This is a genomic window from Dokdonia sp. R86516 (genome assembly GCF_044596715.1).
In the GTDB taxonomy this organism is placed as follows: domain Bacteria; phylum Bacteroidota; class Bacteroidia; order Flavobacteriales; family Flavobacteriaceae; genus Dokdonia.
This window is the reverse complement of record NZ_CP138998.1, coordinates 522545-540000: the sequence shown is the minus strand read 5'-3', so window position 1 is coordinate 540000 and position 17456 is coordinate 522545. Positions and strand designations below refer to the sequence as shown.

General features: G+C 37.4%; 15 protein-coding genes (1 of these 15 cut by a window edge). 5 read left to right on the top strand and 10 right to left on the bottom strand.

What is annotated here, in order from left to right; all coding sequences use genetic code 11:
• Together SJY23_RS02575 and dinB are read right to left on the bottom strand one after the other, a co-directional pair.
• Nucleotides 1–1588: the 5' portion of a DNA polymerase III subunit alpha gene (locus SJY23_RS02575; protein WP_396597330.1), read on the bottom strand. Its footprint begins 1445 nt before the window's first position; 1588 of the gene's 3033 nt are visible here — the first part of the coding sequence; its start codon is at nucleotides 1586–1588; its stop codon lies beyond the left edge, outside the window.
• A 41-nt stretch (nucleotides 1589–1629) separates the two neighbouring features.
• Nucleotides 1630–2850, bottom strand: a complete 1221-nt coding sequence (dinB, locus tag SJY23_RS02570; protein WP_396597329.1) for a DNA polymerase IV — start codon at nucleotides 2848–2850, stop codon at nucleotides 1630–1632.
• 168 nt (nucleotides 2851–3018) lie between these two features.
• Here dinB and SJY23_RS02565 point away from each other — a divergent pair, with 168 nt between their 5' ends.
• Nucleotides 3019–5880 carry a M16 family metallopeptidase gene (locus SJY23_RS02565; protein ID WP_396597328.1) on the top strand — a complete coding sequence of 954 codons (2862 nt, stop codon included), beginning with the start codon at nucleotides 3019–3021 and terminating at the stop codon, nucleotides 5878–5880.
• A gap of 104 nt (nucleotides 5881–5984) precedes the next feature.
• Here the strand turns inward: SJY23_RS02565 and SJY23_RS02560 are convergent, their stop codons facing one another.
• Nucleotides 5985–6815 carry a DMT family transporter gene (locus SJY23_RS02560; RefSeq protein WP_396597327.1) on the bottom strand — a complete coding sequence of 277 codons (831 nt, stop codon included), beginning with the start codon at nucleotides 6813–6815 and terminating at the stop codon, nucleotides 5985–5987.
• 138 nt (nucleotides 6816–6953) lie between these two features.
• Between SJY23_RS02560 and SJY23_RS02555 the strand changes: the two genes are divergently transcribed.
• The gene (locus SJY23_RS02555) at nucleotides 6954–7223 is read left to right on the top strand and encodes a hypothetical protein (protein WP_035335726.1); all 270 of its coding nucleotides are present in this window, start codon (nucleotides 6954–6956) and stop codon (nucleotides 7221–7223) included.
• Nucleotides 7224–7312: 89 nt separating this feature from the next.
• Here SJY23_RS02555 and rodA read toward each other — a convergent pair whose 3' ends face one another.
• From rodA to purH, 6 genes are all read right to left on the bottom strand, one after another.
• Nucleotides 7313–8572 (bottom strand): rod shape-determining protein RodA, encoded by a 1260-nt coding sequence (rodA, locus tag SJY23_RS02550; protein ID WP_035335727.1) that lies wholly within the window; start codon nucleotides 8570–8572, stop codon nucleotides 7313–7315.
• Entirely contained in the window at nucleotides 8572–10440 is a 1869-nt protein-coding gene (gene mrdA / locus SJY23_RS02545; protein ID WP_396597326.1) for a penicillin-binding protein 2, read from the bottom strand. Before mrdA ends, rodA begins: the two co-directional genes overlap by 1 nt.
• Entirely contained in the window at nucleotides 10437–10943 is a 507-nt protein-coding gene (locus SJY23_RS02540) for a rod shape-determining protein MreD (protein WP_396597325.1), read from the bottom strand. The genes mrdA and SJY23_RS02540 overlap by 4 nt, the downstream gene beginning before the upstream one ends.
• A complete protein-coding gene (mreC, locus tag SJY23_RS02535) occupies nucleotides 10933–11778 on the bottom strand; it encodes a rod shape-determining protein MreC (protein WP_396597324.1) in 846 nt (281 codons plus the stop codon). The genes SJY23_RS02540 and mreC overlap by 11 nt, the downstream gene beginning before the upstream one ends.
• 14 nt (nucleotides 11779–11792) lie before the next feature.
• Nucleotides 11793–12821 (bottom strand): rod shape-determining protein, encoded by a 1029-nt coding sequence (locus tag SJY23_RS02530; RefSeq protein ID WP_013751144.1) that lies wholly within the window; start codon nucleotides 12819–12821, stop codon nucleotides 11793–11795.
• Between the two features lie 109 nt (nucleotides 12822–12930).
• A complete protein-coding gene (gene purH / locus SJY23_RS02525) occupies nucleotides 12931–14463 on the bottom strand; it encodes a bifunctional phosphoribosylaminoimidazolecarboxamide formyltransferase/IMP cyclohydrolase (RefSeq protein WP_298330639.1) in 1533 nt (510 codons plus the stop codon).
• Nucleotides 14464–14633: 170 nt separating this feature from the next.
• Here purH and SJY23_RS02520 point away from each other — a divergent pair, with 170 nt between their 5' ends.
• Nucleotides 14634–15896, top strand: a complete 1263-nt coding sequence (locus SJY23_RS02520; protein ID WP_396597323.1) for an ABC transporter permease — start codon at nucleotides 14634–14636, stop codon at nucleotides 15894–15896.
• A gap of 76 nt (nucleotides 15897–15972) precedes the next feature.
• On the opposite strand, the gene SJY23_RS02515 is transcribed toward SJY23_RS02520, so the two are convergent.
• Nucleotides 15973–16428 carry a GAF domain-containing protein gene (locus SJY23_RS02515; RefSeq protein ID WP_013751147.1) on the bottom strand — a complete coding sequence of 152 codons (456 nt, stop codon included), beginning with the start codon at nucleotides 16426–16428 and terminating at the stop codon, nucleotides 15973–15975.
• Nucleotides 16429–16461: 33 nt separating this feature from the next.
• Between SJY23_RS02515 and xrtF the strand changes: the two genes are divergently transcribed.
• Together xrtF and SJY23_RS02505 are read left to right on the top strand one after the other, a co-directional pair.
• Nucleotides 16462–17010, top strand: coding sequence for an exosortase family protein XrtF (gene xrtF, locus SJY23_RS02510; protein ID WP_396597322.1), 549 nt, complete (start codon nucleotides 16462–16464; stop codon nucleotides 17008–17010).
• Nucleotides 17003–17434: an exosortase F system-associated membrane protein gene (locus tag SJY23_RS02505; protein ID WP_396597321.1), complete on the top strand. Its 432-nt coding sequence runs from the start codon at nucleotides 17003–17005 to the stop codon at nucleotides 17432–17434. The genes xrtF and SJY23_RS02505 overlap by 8 nt, the downstream gene beginning before the upstream one ends.
• Nucleotides 17435–17456 lie beyond the last annotated feature (22 nt).

Here is a 17456-nt window from a genome sequence, read left to right as displayed (position 1 = left end):
TTATGCGATCATCTGTAAAAAACTGTTTTGCGTTATGTATATCTGGAAGTGTAATCCCGGGATGATTCTTTTTTATGACAGCTACTGCATCTTTTATTTTTCCGAGACCACGTTGCCCAAGGATGTCAAATTTGTAAAGCCCTACATCTTCTGCTATGTGCATGTCAAATTGTACCGTAGGAAAACCTTTAGGAGGTAGATTTGTAGCAGAAAAGTAATGAATAGGTTTACTAGATATCAATATGCCAGCAGCATGGATACTCGTATAATTAGGTCTGCCATGTAATACCTGCGCATATTTTAAAACTAGTTTTTTTATATCATCTAGACTATTTGGATCATAGCGACCATCGCTTAGTTTGTCAATTTCGTACTTAGGCAACCCAAATACTTTACCTAATTCTCTTACTGCTCCACTGTGTTTAAATGTCACATATGAGCCTAGCAGTGCAACTTGATTTTTTCCTTTGAACTCTTTAAAAATATAATCTGTAACGTCCTCACGATCCCAGGTAGAAAAATCTATGTCAAAATCTGGAGGTGTTGCTCTATAGAGATTCATAAAGCGTTCAAAATATAAATCGAGTTCTATAGGGTCTACATCTGTAATACGTAATAAGTATGCCACAATACTGTTTGCGCCACTCCCTCTCCCTACGTAGTAATAGTCTTTACTACGAGCATATTCTATAATTTTCCAATTTATAAGAAAGAATGCGACGTAGTCAAGATGTTTAATAAGATCTAGCTCTTTCTTTAAGCGATTTTTGATGATATCATCTACAACTTCATAACGTTCTTTTAATCCCCTTTCACAAAGCTCGAGTAGCTTTTTATAATCTGCTTCGGGACTTTCTAATAGTGTAGTTAAGTTTTGTGAGGGTTTATTTTTACTGAAATTGAAATCAATGTTACATTCTTGTAAGAGGTTAATTGTGTTATCAATAAGTGATGGATAGTCTTTAAAAACCTGAATAATCTCTTTTCTTGAGTACATGAAGTCATTAGGACTTCCTTGATCTGTAGATGGTAGCGTGCTAAGTAACACATTAGTATCTATAGCTCTTAATAAACGATGCGTGTTGAAATCTCGCTTATCGCGAAAGCTTACCGTGTGAAGAATAACTAACTTTTTTGATAAAGAATTAAGAGAAGAAAATTTGAGTTTGTAAATATCTTTTGCTCGCACACCTATGTATTCATTATCAGCGAAAGTTATTTTATCTAACTCCATTGCATTTTCAAATGGATAAACAATAATTACATTTTCAAAATTCGGAGCTTGATCTGGAAATGCAGTTTTGTTATGTAAGTGTTTTGATAAGTAGTTGTTTATCTCAAGGAAGCCTTGGTTATTCATTGCAAGTGCAACGTAGCATTGCTTCGTATTGTTTCTAAAATCAACTCCTATGATGGGTTTTATATTTTTTTCTTTTGCGCGACGCACAAAATTCAAACAGCCAGAGGTATTATTAATATCTGTAAGTGCAAAATGAGTACATCCTTCATGTATCGCTAGGTCTAGTAATTCCTCTTCAGAAATTGTTCCATACCGTAAACTATAATAAGAGTGATTATTGAGATACATTGTCTTAGACTTGGGGTTTTGATAAAATAAAGAGTCACTTATTACTGATGTCTATGAGCTAACAGTATAGGAGGCTCTCCATTAAAAGGATTACCTTGATTACCTATGGTTCTAGATCCTTCACCTATAGTATTTGCTCGTCGCACGCTATGATCACCATATTTATTTCTTAATTCATCCATGGCTTTATACAGATTTACGGTCTTATTAGTATTCTCAAAAAGATCTATTTGATAGTGCCCTTCTGTAAGACCACCAAAGCGTACGCCTACTAACCTAATAAGCATCCTACGATTATTGAGTTTATTAAAAAGTTTTGTTACGGTGGGGATGAGAACATGATCTGCAGCAGTGTAGGGAACACGTAGCTGTTTTGAGTATGTTTGAAAATCTGAATATCTGATTTTTACTGTTACGACAGAAGTGAGTTTGTTGCCTCGTCTAAGTTGGAAAGCTAGATTTTCTGCCATGGCAGTTATAGTAGTATGTAACTTAACCATGTCAATAGTATCTTGACCATAAGTGCGTTCACTAGAGATAGATTTACGTTCGTGATACTCCACAATAGGGCTGTCATCAATACCATTACAACGCTCCCAGATAATGCGTCCATTTTTTCCAAAAACAGAAGTCATCATTTCTACAGGCATTTGTTGAACAAGATCTACCGTGCGCACACCGAGATTACAAAACTGAGTAAAAGTCTTCTGTCCTACCGAAGGAATTTTTTTGATAGATAATGGTGCAAGAAATACTTTCTCATAACCAGGGTCAATTTTAATCTCATTATTAGGTTTTGCTTCTCCAGTAGCTACTTTTGATACCGTTTTATTAGGAGACATCCCGAAGGAAATAGGTAAACCTGTTTCTCGCATAATACGCTGGCGAAGCTCTTTTGAATATTTATAGGCTCCAAAAAACTTATCCATCCCAGTGAGATCACCATAAAACTCATCTACACTTGCTTTTTCAAGAACAGGGAGTTCTTCTTGTAGAATTTGCGTTACCTCTTTAGACATTTTTGAATACGTACCACCATTTCCTCGTATGTAAATCCCATTAGGGCATAGCTGTCTAGCTACTTTAATAGGCATAGCGCTATGTACACCATAGGTACGAGCTTCATAACTTGCAGCACTTACCACGCCGCGATCACCAGTACCACCTACAATAACGGGTTTGCCCATAAGGCGACTATCTAACCTACGCTCACAAGAAACGAAGAAAGTATCAAGATCAAAATGAATAATTGTACGCTGCATAATATAGAATTAATCCAAAATTATGGAAATATTCCTATTTAAGTCGTAGGTAAACTCATTTTAGTTATTAACATTGGTTATTTGTGATTAATCGCGTTAACACTATTTAACAACTTTTCGGTTTCTGTTTTGGTTATCTTGATCCTCTTTAATTTTAATATATTTTCGATGAAAATCACACGTCTTATAGCCCTTATTGCGCTGGTAACTATCACATTCTCGTGTAAGCAAGAAGGTGGAGATAATACCGCTTTCGCGAAAGCGGAAACCCCACAATTCAACGTTCCATTTGAAAAGTTTACGCTAGATAATGGGCTTACCGTAATCTTACATCAAGACGACTCAGATCCAGTAGTTGCAGTAGCACTTACTGCACACGTAGGATCTGCAAGAGAGATAGAAGGACGTACAGGTTTTGCACACTTATTTGAGCACTTATTATTTTTAGAATCTGAAAACTTAGGAAAAGGTGGGCTAGATGCAATGAGTGCGCGTATAGGTGGTTCTGGAGCAAACGGATCTACAAGTCGTGATCGCACAAACTATTTTCAAACAGTACCAAAAGATGCTCTTGAAAAAATGATTTGGGCAGAAGCAGATAAGCTTGGATACTTCATAAATACGGTAACAGATCCAGTGCTTGCCAAAGAAAAGCAAGTGGTAAAGAATGAAAAAAGACAGTCTGTAGATAACCGTCCTTATGGTCACGCACGTTATGTGGTAGGGAAGAATCTTTACCCAGAAAATCACCCTTATAACTGGCAGGTAATAGGCTCGCTAGAAGATTTACAAAACGCAACATTACAAGATGTAAAGGATTTTTATAATCGATGGTACACGCCTAATAATACAACGCTTACCATCGCTGGAGATTTTGATATCGCGCAAACTAAGGAGTGGGTAGAAAAATATTTTGGCGAAATTCCTAGAGGAGAGGAAGTTCCAGCAATGGAAAAGCAACCAGTAACAGTAGCAAATACAAAGCGACTTTATTATGAAGATAACTTTGCTAGATTACCACAATTATCAATGACATGGCCTACGGTGCCTAATTATGATAAGGACTCTTATGCACTTGAAGTTCTAGCTAGTTACCTCTCTAAAGGAAAGAATGCTCCGTTTAATAAGATTTTAATTGATGAGAAGCAGCTTACGGCTGGTGTGAGAATGTTCAATTTTGGTTCTGAACTTGCTGGAGAATTTGGTCTAAGTGTAAATGCATATCCTGGAAAAGATCTTGACGAGGTACTTGTAGGAGTTAATGAGGCTTTTACAAAATTTGAATTAGAGGGAATCTCACAAAAAGATTTAGACAGAATTAAAGCAGGGCAAGAAACACAGTTTTATAACGGCTTATCAAGTGTATTAGGAAAAGGATTTCAGCTAGCGCAGTATGAGATTTTTGCTGGTGATCCTGCATACATCACAGAAGATGTAGATCGTATTCTTGCAGTGACTAAGGAAGATGTACAACGCGTTTACGAACAATACATAAAAGGTAAAAACTATATCGCTACTAGTTTTGTGCCTATAGGTCAAACAGCACTTGCACTTGAAGATTCTGAACTAGCACAAGTAGTAGAAGAAAAAATAGTAGAAGGAGCAGAGGAGACATTTGATGCGAGTATCGCAGCAGATTATGAGCGTACTCCTTCATCATTTGATCGTAGTAAAGAGCCAGCATATGGCACTACTGCTCAAGTTACTGTTCCTAATGTTTGGGAAGGTAAACTCTCTTCTGGACTTGAAGTATATGGCATCGAAAATGACGAAGTACCACTCGTACAATTCCAAATGAATATACGTGGAGGATTACTTCTAGAGGATATTAATAAAGTAGGCGTTTCTAGCTTACTCGCAGATTTACTTATGAAAGGAACTGCGACAAAAACCACCGCTGCTCTTGAAAATGAGATAGAAAGCCTAGGAGCAAATATTTACACGTACTCAGACAAAGAGAATATATACATAGGTGGTAATACACTGGCTAAAAACTATGATAAAACCATTGCGTTGGTTCAAGAAATCCTCTTACAACCACGTTGGGATAAGACAGAGTTTGACTTATTAAAGCAGAGTACCTTAAGTCGTCTGGAGCAGCAGCAGGCAAATCCTAATAGTATTGCGGCCATAAAATTTGATAAATTAATATATGGAGAGCGTAGCTTACTAGCTCAAAATACATTAGGAACTCCAGCCTCTGTAAAAGCAATCACAATCGAAGATTTAAAGAGTTATTATACAGATTATGTAGTTCCTAATGTTGCTAAGATGCAAGTAGTAGGTGCCGTAGGTAAAGAACAAGCAACAGCAGTTCTTGCAGATCTTAATGACAGCTGGAAGGCTAGAGAATTTACAATACCCGTAGTAGCCGTTCCTAAGGCTCCAGAGCAATCTAACGTGTATTTTTATGATGTGCCAGATGCAAAGCAGTCTGTACTTCGTTTTGGATACCCAGCAATGGCAGAAACCGATAAAGATTTTTACCCAGCACAAATGATGAATTACCGTTTAGGTGGTGGTGGTTTTGCCTCACAACTTACACAGGAGCTTAGAGAAGGAAAAGGATACACTTATGGGATACGTTCAGGTTTTTCTGGATCCACACTACCTGGAGCGTTTGCTATCGCAAGTGGTGTAAGGTCAAACGTTACCTATGAATCTTCGGCGCTAGTAAAAGATATTCTTAAGAACTATGGGAAAAACTTTACCCAACAAGATCTTGACGTCTCAAAAAGTTTTCTATTAAAAAGTCAAGCACGTGCTTTTGAAACTATGGGAGCAAAGCTCAATATGCTAGATGATATTGCAAACTTGGGTATATCTCCAGATTATATCAAGGATCGCCAGACTATTGTAGAAAACATGACAGTAGAAGAAATTAAGAAGCTATCAGATAAATATCTTAATCCAGATAAAATGATATACTTGATAGTAGGTGATAAGAAAACACAGATGGATAAACTAGAGCAGCTAGGTTATGGTACTCCGGTACTTTTGAATGAGAGTAAAGAGCCAGTGAAGAACTAGAAATTTAAATCTCTTAATTATAAAAAGCGAACTCTTGATGGAGTTCGCTTTTTTTATGCTTTCGCGAAAGCGTAATTCTATATAAAACCTATACTACAGCTACGCTAAGCTCTTCTCTTTACCCAAACGTTAAGGAGCATCCCTATAACCAGAATTCCCATCCCTACTAGAGGAGCAGTATCGTAGCGTTCATTAAAAAGGAAATAACCTAATATTAACGCATATACGAGTTCCATGTATTTAATAGGAGCTACGGTAGCTGTGTCTGCAAGCTGAAAAGAACGCGTTAAGAAAACTTGTCCAAAAAGCCCGAACACTCCAATGCCACTCACATACCACCACTCAACACCCACAGGCATACGCCAGTGTTGTATGAAGAAAAGGCTTCCTATGATGGAGATTACCATAAAGTAGTTGATTATGGTTAAAAAGTGCTCACGTGACCCTAAGTAACGTACGATGGTAAACACACCACCTACGAGTACAGAGGACAGAATGATGAGTATAAAACTTATGGTATCTATTCTAAAATCCACTCCTTTTAAAACCAGTGCTCCTATGACTGAAATTATTAATGCAACCCATTGCCATGGTTTTACCTTTTCCTTTAAAAACCACAACGCAAAAATGGCACTAAATAAAGGAGCTGTATATCGTAAAGCAACTGCAGATCCTAATGGGATGCGCTGTATGACCACAAAATAAAGAGCGAGAGAAACAAAACTCAATATCCCTCTAGTTATGAGCCAAGAAAAATTATTTCCTATAACGGGAACCTTCTTGATTAGCATATAAGGAAAAATGAAAATAAAGGTACCCACACATCTAAAGAATACAACTTGTAGCGGGTGAAAATCTTCTAGGTATTTTGCCAGTAAGTTCATCCACGTAAACGCAAATGCGGCAATAAGCATGTAAACTACTCCTTTTATCACTGGAAGAATTTTGCCGCAAAGGTATCTGATATTAATTTTAAAATTATGAATAATATAAGTTAATTGTAACTACTCATTAACAGTACTCCATGAACTGTAGCAGTACTTTTACATTCTAACCAATAAACAATCATTATTATGAAAAAAGTATTTGTAGTACTAGCACTTGTAGGATTTACATTTTCAACAATCTCTTGTAGAGAAACAACTCAAGATAAAATTGAAAACTCTGCAGAAGCAGCAGGACAAGATATAGAAAACGGACTTGAAGAAGCTGGAGATGCCATTGAAAATGCAGCCGAGAAAACTGGTGATGCTATTGAAAATGGAGCTAACAAAGCTGGTCAAGAAATAGAAGAGGAAATCGAAGGAACAGACGATTATAATGGTGATGACGATAACAATTAAGAAGTCGTTATTAGTGTAAAAAAAGCGAGCAGTGATGCTCGCTTTTTTTGTGCTTTAGATTTTTACGCTTTCGCGAAAGCGTACTTAGATTACCACTCGTTTACTCTATTACCATCTAGTTTTACAAAGATAAATAGTAATATAGTGAAGCCCCATAACCCTGAGCCTCCGTAACTGAAAAATGGTAGCGGTATTCCTACCGTAGGCAAGAGGCCGATTACCATCCCTATGTTTACTACAAAGTGAATGAATAAAATTCCTGCCAGGCTGTAACCGTAAATCCGAGAGAAGTCGTTTTTCTGTTTTTCTGATAGTTGGATGACTCTTAAAATAAGTGCTATAAATAAAATAATGACAAGTGTACTCCCAAAGAATCCCCACTCTTCACCTACCGTTGAAAATATATAATCTGTATGTTGTTCAGGAACAAACTTACCTTTAGTTTGTGTTCCTTCTAGAAATCCTCTTCCAAACCAGCCACCATTACCTATGGCAATCTCACTTTGTTGAGTGTTGTAGCCTATACTTTTTGCATCTACTTCTTTACCTAAAACAATATTAAAACGGTCGCGGTGTCGTTGTTCGAAGATATTTTCAAAAATGTAGTTTACAGAAAATGCAAAAAGACATGCAGCTGCTACGAGACCTATGTAAAGACGTTTGGAAGGTCGTTTTTTTCTATTTCTAGCAAACAGTATCAAGGCAATCGCAATTACAATCACTGACACATATATAGGTCCTAAAACTAGTGTAAGCACAAATAAAGTAATCGTAGATGCTCCTAGAATTAAATAACTAGCGGCAAGTCCCTCTCGATATAATGGAAAGAAAAATGCAGCATAAACTAGTGCACTTCCAGGGTCTGGCTGCGGCACAATGATAAGTGCTGGTATTGCGATAATAGCAAGCGCCCGTACTTGGTCTTTTATAGTTTTTATATTGGTTTGTATATCGCTCAAGTATTTGGCAAGCGCTAGTGCGGTAGCGGCTTTGGCAAATTCACTAGGCTGCAAACTCATAAATCCAAGGTTGTACCAACTTGTGGCTCCAGATATGGTCTTACCAAAAACGAATAATAATATTAATGAGAGCAACGAGCCTATGTAAATAACACTAGAGAATCGCTCAAAGAATTTTGAATCTAAAAATAGAATAAATGTAATAATTAGAAAGCCTAAGAATATCCATACAAGTTGCTTGAAGTACAAGTTATTCATACTTACAAAGGCTTCTGTGTCTGGATCAAAGGCAGCAGAGTAGATGTTAACCCAACCTATAGCTACAAGGGCTAAGTATAATAGAATAAGTAGCCAATCAAAACTACCAACATTCCGTGAAAATCGGCTCATTAGTAATTTATTTTAAAAGGTTTACCACTTAGTGGTTTTGCATATTCTTCTTCTAGAGAGTGGGTGAGTATCCAGTTTTCTAAGTCTTTACGAGTCACTTCTCTATTGATGTATTTTTCAATCATAAGTGATGCAATACGTCCTCCATAACGAGATCCCCAATATCCATTTTCTACAAAGATTGCTATGGCAATCTTAGGATTATCTTTAGGAGCAAAAGCTACAAAGGTTGAGTGGTCTGTAAGTTGCGTAGTTACCCCATCTATTTTTGTATAATTTTCTGCTGTCCCTGTTTTACCAGAGATGTCTATGCCTGGAACTTTTAGATTTGCTGCAGTTCCATAATTGTAAACATCATTGAGCCCTTGGATAATAGGTTCAAAATGTTTGGCATCTATAGTAGTATAATTTTTTTGCTCATAGAGTGAAGGGATTGAGTCTTGCCCTTCTATTTTTTTTATGATATGTGGTCTGTAAAACCAACCTCTATTTGCAATAGTTGCCGTAAAGTGTGCCATTTGCATAGGAGTGAGGGCTACCTCTCCTTGACCAATAGAGTTAGATAGTGTAGCAGCGCTTCCCCATCTTCTATTAGGGTAATCATGGGTTTTGTTATAGTATGATTCACCAGGAATAAAACCTGGTCTTCCTATAGGTAAGTCATATCCCATAAAATCTCCTAGTCCAAAACTTTTAAGATGGCTTTGCCATGCAGTAATCCCTTCTTGTGGAGTATTATATTTATTAAGAGTGTTTAAATAAGCGGTCCCAAAGTAAGCATTACAAGAATATGCAATACCATCTATCATTTGTACTGGGCTTTTGTGATGGTGACAGCCAAAGTTTCTATTTCTACCATATCGCATTCCTCCATTGCAATATACTCGGTCATTGAGAGTAATGGCTCCTTCTTGAAGCGCAATAAGACCTGTGAGTGCTTTAAAAGGCGATCCTGGTGCATATTCTCCTAGTAGCGCCCTGTCATACATAGGTTTTGCAATGGAATCATTATCAAGTTTTGAGTAGTTTTTAGAACGCTCGCGACCTACCATTAATGCAGGGTCATAATTAGGAGCAGTTACTAATGCTAGTATTTCTCCAGTAGATGGCTCGATAGCTACAATACCGCCACGCTTACCTTGCATTAATTCTTGACCGTACTTTTGAAGTTCGGAATCTATAGTAAGATGTATGTTTTTTCCTTCTTCAGGTTCTTGGTCAAGTGTACCTTCTTTGTAAGGACCTATTACTCGATTAAATCGATCTTTTTGAAGATACTTAATCCCTTTTTTTCCACGTAAGATTTCTTCGTACTTCTCTTCAACACCTTGCCTTCCTATAAGATCACCGCTTATGTAGTATGGTTTTTCTTTAATGATTCCTTGATGTACTTCTTGTATATAGCCTAGGAAGTTTGCACCAAAATCTATCTGATAGTCACGTAACGATCGTTTCTGGATAAAGAAACCCTCAAACTTGCGCATTTGCTCACCCAAGTATGCAAACTCTTCTTGTGACATAGTAGGTACGATAACAGAAGGGTGTCTAGGAGAATAATGTATTGCTTTGTTAAGTTGCTTTACAAGTCTCTCCTTATCAATGTTTAATAATGAGCATAGCTTGAGTGTATCAAAAGGTTTGATTTCTCGAGGTATCGCCATCAAATCATATGACGGTTGGTTAGATACTAGAAGTTTACCATAGCGATCATAAATACGGCCACGTTGTGGTATTTCATACTGCTGCTTTATAGCGTTACTCTCAGAGAGAACTGCCGCAGAGGTGTCATACACCTGCAGGTAAAACAGTCTAGCAATAAAGAGTACACCTGTAGTAAGAACAATAAAGAGTAGTAGTAATTTTCTCATTCGTTACGGCTGCTAAAAAGGATATTAATAGTCACACAAAGTATAATGGTAAAGATACTAGTGATTAACGTCTTGTTTAAGGTGTAGAGTATGTTACTTATGTTAAAAACCTCAAGTAAAAACAATACCAAATGGTGAATGAGTACCATTATAGAAATAAAGATGAATCGCTCGTAAAAGCTCACCTTAGATAATTTTATGGCATTGTATTCGTAGCTTACTCCAAAAGAGAAGCGCAATGCAACCGGCCTGAGATATGCAAGGAAGAGGCAGGCTGCCGCATGCACACCACCACTATTGCCAAACATGTCCATTGTAAGCCCCGTTAAGAAAGCGATAAAAATATATAAAGCTCTATTGGCTGTAAATGGAAAGACTAAAAGAAACAAAATGTAAGGATAAGGGTTGATGTACCCAAAGAGATTTACATTATTAAAAATGTAAATCTGCACAATCATGAGTGCTATAAACCTAGCAATATTTACAGAGACACTATTCTTCATCCTGCTGTGTTTCTAGTGCTATAATTTCCTTCTTATAACTGTTTTCTACCACGTATACATGGCCTAGATTAGTCATGTCATTTATAAGCTTTATAGAAAGAGTATAGAAGTTTTTACTTGGATCTAATTCAAACTCATCAACTGTACCTATAGGAATCCCTTTCGGGAAAATTGCCGATTTTCCACTGGTTTCTATGGTATCACCTAGTTTTACAGGTGCTTGTTGTTGCATGTCAATAACCTGAACGATATTTGGATTTTTTCCGTCCCATTGCATTGTTCCAAAATGTTCTGACGCTCTTAGCTTTGCACTTGTTGTAAAGTTAGAGTTGAGAATGGATAGTACGGTGCTGTAGCCAGCAGATGTTTTGTCAATGATGCCTACGATTCCTTTGCTAGTAATCACTCCTTGGTCTTTGTGAATACTATCTTTTGATCCACCTAGAAGAGTAATGAAATTATCTGTCTTTGCGTAGTTGTTATTGAGAACCTTTGCAGGAATGTATGAGAATTTTCGCAAACTATCTGACGGGATAGGGGATGTTGCATCTGTAAGAACTTCAAGATCTAGATTATCCTCGTTAGGTGATTTCAACATTTCGCGTAAGCGGGCATTCTCTTCTAGAAGCTGTTTGTTGTATGTTTTGAGTTTAAAATAATCTTGAACACTAGTTACAGATCCATAAATGCCACCCGTAAACCAGTTTGCAGAGTTTACAAATTTACTACGGTGATAAGAATGCGATTGTATCGTAAAAACAAGCGACAGCATTAGTAAAAATGCAAACAGCAGGAAGTGCTTGTTCCTGATCAAGAAATTGATAATCTGATGCATAACTTAAGAGTTTTCTATTTAATGAGAACGCTCTTATACTTAGCAATATTTTTAAGGCAAATTCCAGTACCTCTTACTACAGCCCTAAGCGGATCTTCGGCAATATAAACAGGTAGATCTGTTTTTTGAGAAAGACGCTTGTCAAGACCTCGTAACATAGATCCTCCACCAGCAAGGTAGATTCCTGTGTTGTAAATATCGGCAGCGAGTTCTGGAGGAGTTTGAGATAATGTTTCCATTACTGCATCCTCTATACGAAGTATAGATTTATCAAGTGCCTTTGCAATCTCGCGATAGCTTATTTGCACTTGTTTAGGTTTACCTGTAAGAAGATCACGTCCTTGAACGCTCATTTCCTCTGGCGGAACTTCAAGATCCTCTGTAGCGGCACCTATTTGTATTTTAATTTTTTCGGCACTGCGCTCACCTACGTAGAGGTTGTGCTGGGTGCGCATATAATAGATGATATCATTTGTAAATACATCACCGGCTATTTTTACAGACTTATCACAAACAATTCCTCCTAGAGCAATCACCGCAATTTCTGTAGTACCACCACCTATATCTACAATCATGTTACCCTTAGGTTGCATGATGTCTACACCTATACCTATGGCCGCAGCCATAGGCTCGTGTATTAAGTAAACTTCTTTTCCATTTACACGCTCTGCACTTTCTTTTACTGCTCGCATCTCTACTTCTGTAATTCCAGAAGGAATACAAATCACCATGCGCAATGCTGGTGGAAAGAATTTCTTTTTAAGCGCAGGGATTTCTTTAATGAACATCGCAATCATTTGTTCACTCGCGTCAAAATCTGCAATTACACCATCCTTAAGAGGTCTAATTGTTTTGATATTCTCATGCGTTTTTCCCTGCATTTGAGCAGCCTCCTTACCTACAGCAATGATTTTTTTGGTCGTCCTATCCCTAGCAACTATGGAGGGGCTATCTACCACTACCTTGTCGTTGTGAATAATCAGTGTGTTTGCGGTACCGAGGTCAATTGCTATATCTTCGGTTAAAAAATCAAAAAATCCCATAGGGTTATTGTGGAGGTATTAAATGTTAGCAGTTACGCGTTTGTATAAATGTACAAATATTAAAGGGTAAAATTACGCTTTCGCGAAAGCGTACTCCCTTAAACTTATATTAATGTTTAAAATGTCTTGTTCCCGTCATTACCATTGAGATATTGTTCTCATTACAGTAATCGATGGTAAGTTGATCTTTTATAGATCCACCAGGTTGAATTACCGATGTGATACCTGCATTATCTGCAATCTCAACACAGTCTGGGAAAGGGAAAAATGCATCACTAGCCATCACAGATCCTTTAAGATCAAAACCAAAAGAGGTTGCCTTCTCTATAGCTTGTCTTAAGGCATCAACTCTAGAAGTTTGACCTGTACCACTTGCACAAAGTTGTTTGTTCTTTGCAAGTACAATGGTATTAGATTTTGTGTGCTTACATATTTTTGAAGCAAACAGTAAATCTTCTATCTCCTTATCTGTAGGAGCAGTGGTTGTTGCGTTTGTTAAATTTTCCTTCACATCTGTCTTGTTATCGCGACCTTGAACGAGTGTTCCGTTAAGGCAAGTGCGCACGGTTGTCTCAGGTAATACGATATTTTTGAGCGTAAGGACTATCCTGTTTTTCTTTCCTTTTAAAATTTCTAGTGCATCTGCGTCGTAAGACGGCGCTATCACTACCTCACAGAACAATTTATGAATTTCATTTGCAGTCGAAATATCTATGTTTCCGTTTGCGATTAACACTCCTCCAAAGGCAGAAGTAGGATCTCCAGCTAGTGCATCTACATATGCTTGATGCATAGTCTCACGCTGTGCAAAACCACAAGCGTTGTTATGTTTAAGAATAGCAAACGTAGGTGCTTCTCCTTGAAATTCTGAAATCAAGTTTACGGCAGCATCTACATCAAGCAGGTTGTTGTATGATAATTCTTTACCGTGAAGCTTCTCAAAAACTTCATCAAAATCTCCAAAGAAAAACCCTTTTTGATGCGGGTTTTCTCCATATCTAAGTGCTTTCCCGTCATTACTACTATGTCTAAGTACCGGGATTTCTTGGTCTGTATTGAAGTAATTAAAGATCGCAGTATCATAATGAGAAGAAACTGCAAAACTCTTTGCGGCAAAACGTTTTCTCTCTTCTATTGTAGTACTTCCGTTTCCTGCAGTAATAATGTCAAGAACCTCTGCATAATCTTCCATAGAAGATACACATAGTGTGTCTTTAAAATTCTTGGCTGCGGCACGTATAAGTGAAATACCACCGATGTCTATTTTTTCTATAATATCTTGTTCTGGCGCGCCAGAAGCAACAGTTTTTTCAAAAGGGTATAAATCTACAATTACAAGATCAAGTTGCGGAATTTCAAATTCTTCCATTTCTTTTACATCACCTTCGTGATCCTGACGATTAAGAATACCTCCAAAAACTTTTGGGTGTAATGTTTTTACACGGCCACCTAAGATAGAAGGGTACGAAGTCACATCCTCAACAGGCACAACTGGGATTCCTAAATCTTTAATAAACTTCTCTGTTCCACCAGTAGAATAGAGGGTTACTCCTTGTTCGTGAAGCTTTTGAACGATAGGGGCTAAGCCGTCTTTATGAAATACTGAAATTAGTGCTGCGCCTATTTTTTTTGTTGTGCTCATTGTGAGAAAATTAATAGATTTTGGTTGATCCCGTTAAGGTGGGTTTTAAAAGCTTCAAAAATAGGTATTTCAAGCCTTTTTGTTTCGGGTTTCTATTAACAAATTGATATGACTTTGTAACAATTTTTAGTGTGTGGCGTCTTACTCGTATCTTTAGATAAAATCAATCAATGCTAATATATTTAAGAGCCTTAGGGGAGAGTTTTAGATTTGCTGTAAATGCATTGCGCAATAACAAGCTTCGTACGTTTCTTTCATTGATGGGAGTAACGGTTGGGATTTTCTCAATTATCGGGGTGCTAGCAGCGGTAGATTCACTTGAAAAAGACATTAAGGGAAGTCTTTCATCCCTTGATCAAGAGAGTATGATTATCTGTCATATCTCCTTTGGACCCACAGAGATTCCACGCTGGAAGCGAGAGCGTTTCCCGCTTGTTACATACGAGGATTACCAGAACTTACAGCGTAATTTGCCTGGCTTAGGTGCTATAAACTACACGATGTCTATACCTTCACAAAAGATAAGTTATGAAGGTAAAGTAGTAGAGAGTGTTCAAGTAGATAATGCAACGGAGGGACTCTTTGAGATAGAAAAACTAGAATTTGAAGATGGACGTTTTTTTAATGAACAGGAATCTACAAACGGTGTTCCCGTTGCAATCATAGGATCTGTTTTGCGTGATAACTTCTTTGGGGAAGGTGTAGACCCAATAGGAAAACAAATAAAAACCTTAAGTAGAAAATTTACCATCATTGGAGTTCTTAAGAAGCAAGGTATCAACGCCTTTGGAGACTCTAAGGATGAGAAAATAGTAATTCCCGTAAATATTATAAGACGTATTTATGGGGATAATAATAGATCTACATTTCCTACTATGACAATCGTACCTGCAGAAGGTGAAGACGCAGACGAATTCTACGCTATTGCCGAACAGAAAATGAGAGCGGGTAGGTCTATAAAAGCTGGAGAAACTAGTGATTTCTTCATCAATAGACTGAGTGGTTTTACAGATGCTATTGATGGGATTATAGGAGTGCTTACTACAGTGGGCTGGTTAATAGGTGGCTTTGCACTACTAGTAGGTGGTTTCGGGATTGCAAATATTATGTTTGTGAGTGTCAAAGAGCGCACAAACCTCATAGGTATACAGAAGGCGCTAGGAGCAAAGCGCCGTTTCATCTTATTTCAGTTTTTATTTGAATCTGTATTGTTATCTATTTTTGGTGGATTTATCGGGCTTGTCATGGTCCAGCTCATCGTCTGGCTGCTAGATGTCTCTAAGATTGCGGGAGACTTTGAGTTCGTATTATCTTTTGATAATATTTTCTTAGGACTCTTCACAACATTTATCATAGGCATAATCGCAGGGATTATCCCAGCAATAGGTGCTTCTCGATTAGATCCTGTAGAAGCAATAAGAACAGGGATGTAATAGCTTCACATATTATAAAAAAAAGCCTCAATTCTAAATTTAGAATTGAGGCTTTTTAATTAGTGGGAGGTACTCCTTACAGCAGTGCTGCAACTTGCACATTTACAAACTCAAGGAAATCTTCATCATCCTTTGTAAAAGGATCTACGTGACTTGAGTCTATATCTATCTGCCCTATGTTTTTACCATCTTTAAATAATGGAATAACAATCTCACTTTTTACAGTGATAGAGCAAGCAATATAATTGTCTTGTGCTTTTACGTCTGGCACTACAAAGTTTGCATTAGATTCTGCTACCTGACCGCATATTCCTTTTCCAAAAGGAATTACCGTGTGATCTGTAGGTTCTCCAGCAAATGCTTCTAGGTGTAATGTGCGCTTTTCATGGTTTGCCATGTAAAAGCCTACCCAGTCATAATATTCTATGCGCTCGCGCAATAACTCGCATATTGCAGTCATTTTGCTTGTAGCGCTATCTTCTTTTTTATCCGCGATGCGGCTTACTTCTATTTTTAAATCTTCAAAAGCCATTTTTCTTGTATTTTAGACGTCAAAACACGCCCCTTGCTTAAACTACTACGCAAATATAAGTCCGTACTTCGATTTCTCATTATCTTCATAGGAAGTTATTTGGTTTTTGTGATGCTTTACCAACTATTTTTAACCTACGGAGGCAGTAGTCGCTATTTTCCCGACATTATTACACATACGGTTGCCGGGCAAAGTCAATCTGTCATCACATCATTAGGTTATGACATGCAAGTGGTGCCAAGTAAGTGGGAACCTGCTATGAATCTCACAATGAATGGAAAAACGCTTGCTCGCGTTGTAGAAGGTTGTAACGCTGTAAGTGTAATGCTATTATTTATTTCCTTTATGTTAGCATTTTTTGGAGATGTGAAGCGCACGCTATTATTTATTTTCGGAGGAGTAGCGCTCATTTACGGGATGAATGTTTTGCGCATTGCATTACTTACCATAGGGATTTATGAATATCCACAATATGCAGATGTACTTCATGGAACCATCTTTCCGGCGGTAATTTATGGTACCGTGTTCTTGTTATGGATAGGTTGGATCAACTCTTATAAAAAACCGGTGAAGGATGAATAAGTTAATCCGCGTCCTGATAGGTGGATTGTTTTTGTTGGGGTTGTTGTATGTACGCTTTCGCGAAAGCGAACTATTTTACGATCCGCTTATTGATTACTTCCATGGTGATTATCAGAATACAGCAATACCACAATTAATTGAAGGGAAGTTCTTTTTAAATGTACTTTTAAGATACTTTATAAACATGGCACTCTCACTCGGAATTTTATGGGCAGTTTTTACAGATAGGAGTATTTTAAAATTCACGAGTATATTTTACTTGATAGTTTTGGTGATATTATTACTGCCATTTTACTACCTACTACATCATCATAACCCTTCAGAATACCTGCCTCTTTTTTATGTGCGTAGATTCTTAATACAGCCATTGTTAATTTTTCTCTTATTACCTGCTTTTTTTTATTACCGTAAGGTTGATAAATAGGGTATGTGTATTTTTGTAGCCT

Excerpts from the sequence above, each read along its gene's own strand:
- purH (WP_298330639.1), bottom strand. The coding sequence starts at position 14,463 with ATGAGCACAACAAAAAAAATAGGCGCAGCACTAATTTCAGTATTTCAT.
- rodA (WP_035335727.1), bottom strand. The coding sequence starts at position 8,572 with ATGAGCCGATTTTCACGGAATGTTGGTAGTTTTGATTGGCTACTTATT.
- mreC (WP_396597324.1), bottom strand. The coding sequence starts at position 11,778 with ATGCATCAGATTATCAATTTCTTGATCAGGAACAAGCACTTCCTGCTG.
- SJY23_RS02540 (WP_396597325.1), bottom strand. The coding sequence starts at position 10,943 with ATGAAGAATAGTGTCTCTGTAAATATTGCTAGGTTTATAGCACTCATG.
- SJY23_RS02505 (WP_396597321.1), top strand. The coding sequence starts at position 17,003 with ATGAATAAGTTAATCCGCGTCCTGATAGGTGGATTGTTTTTGTTGGGG.
- SJY23_RS02555 (WP_035335726.1), top strand. The coding sequence starts at position 6,954 with ATGAAAAAAGTATTTGTAGTACTAGCACTTGTAGGATTTACATTTTCA.
- SJY23_RS02515 (WP_013751147.1), bottom strand. The coding sequence starts at position 16,428 with ATGGCTTTTGAAGATTTAAAAATAGAAGTAAGCCGCATCGCGGATAAA.
- SJY23_RS02520 (WP_396597323.1), top strand. The coding sequence starts at position 14,634 with ATGCTAATATATTTAAGAGCCTTAGGGGAGAGTTTTAGATTTGCTGTA.
- mrdA (WP_396597326.1), bottom strand. The coding sequence starts at position 10,440 with ATGAGAAAATTACTACTACTCTTTATTGTTCTTACTACAGGTGTACTC.
- SJY23_RS02565 (WP_396597328.1), top strand. The coding sequence starts at position 3,019 with ATGAAAATCACACGTCTTATAGCCCTTATTGCGCTGGTAACTATCACA.
- SJY23_RS02530 (WP_013751144.1), bottom strand. The coding sequence starts at position 12,821 with ATGGGATTTTTTGATTTTTTAACCGAAGATATAGCAATTGACCTCGGT.
- dinB (WP_396597329.1), bottom strand. The coding sequence starts at position 2,850 with ATGCAGCGTACAATTATTCATTTTGATCTTGATACTTTCTTCGTTTCT.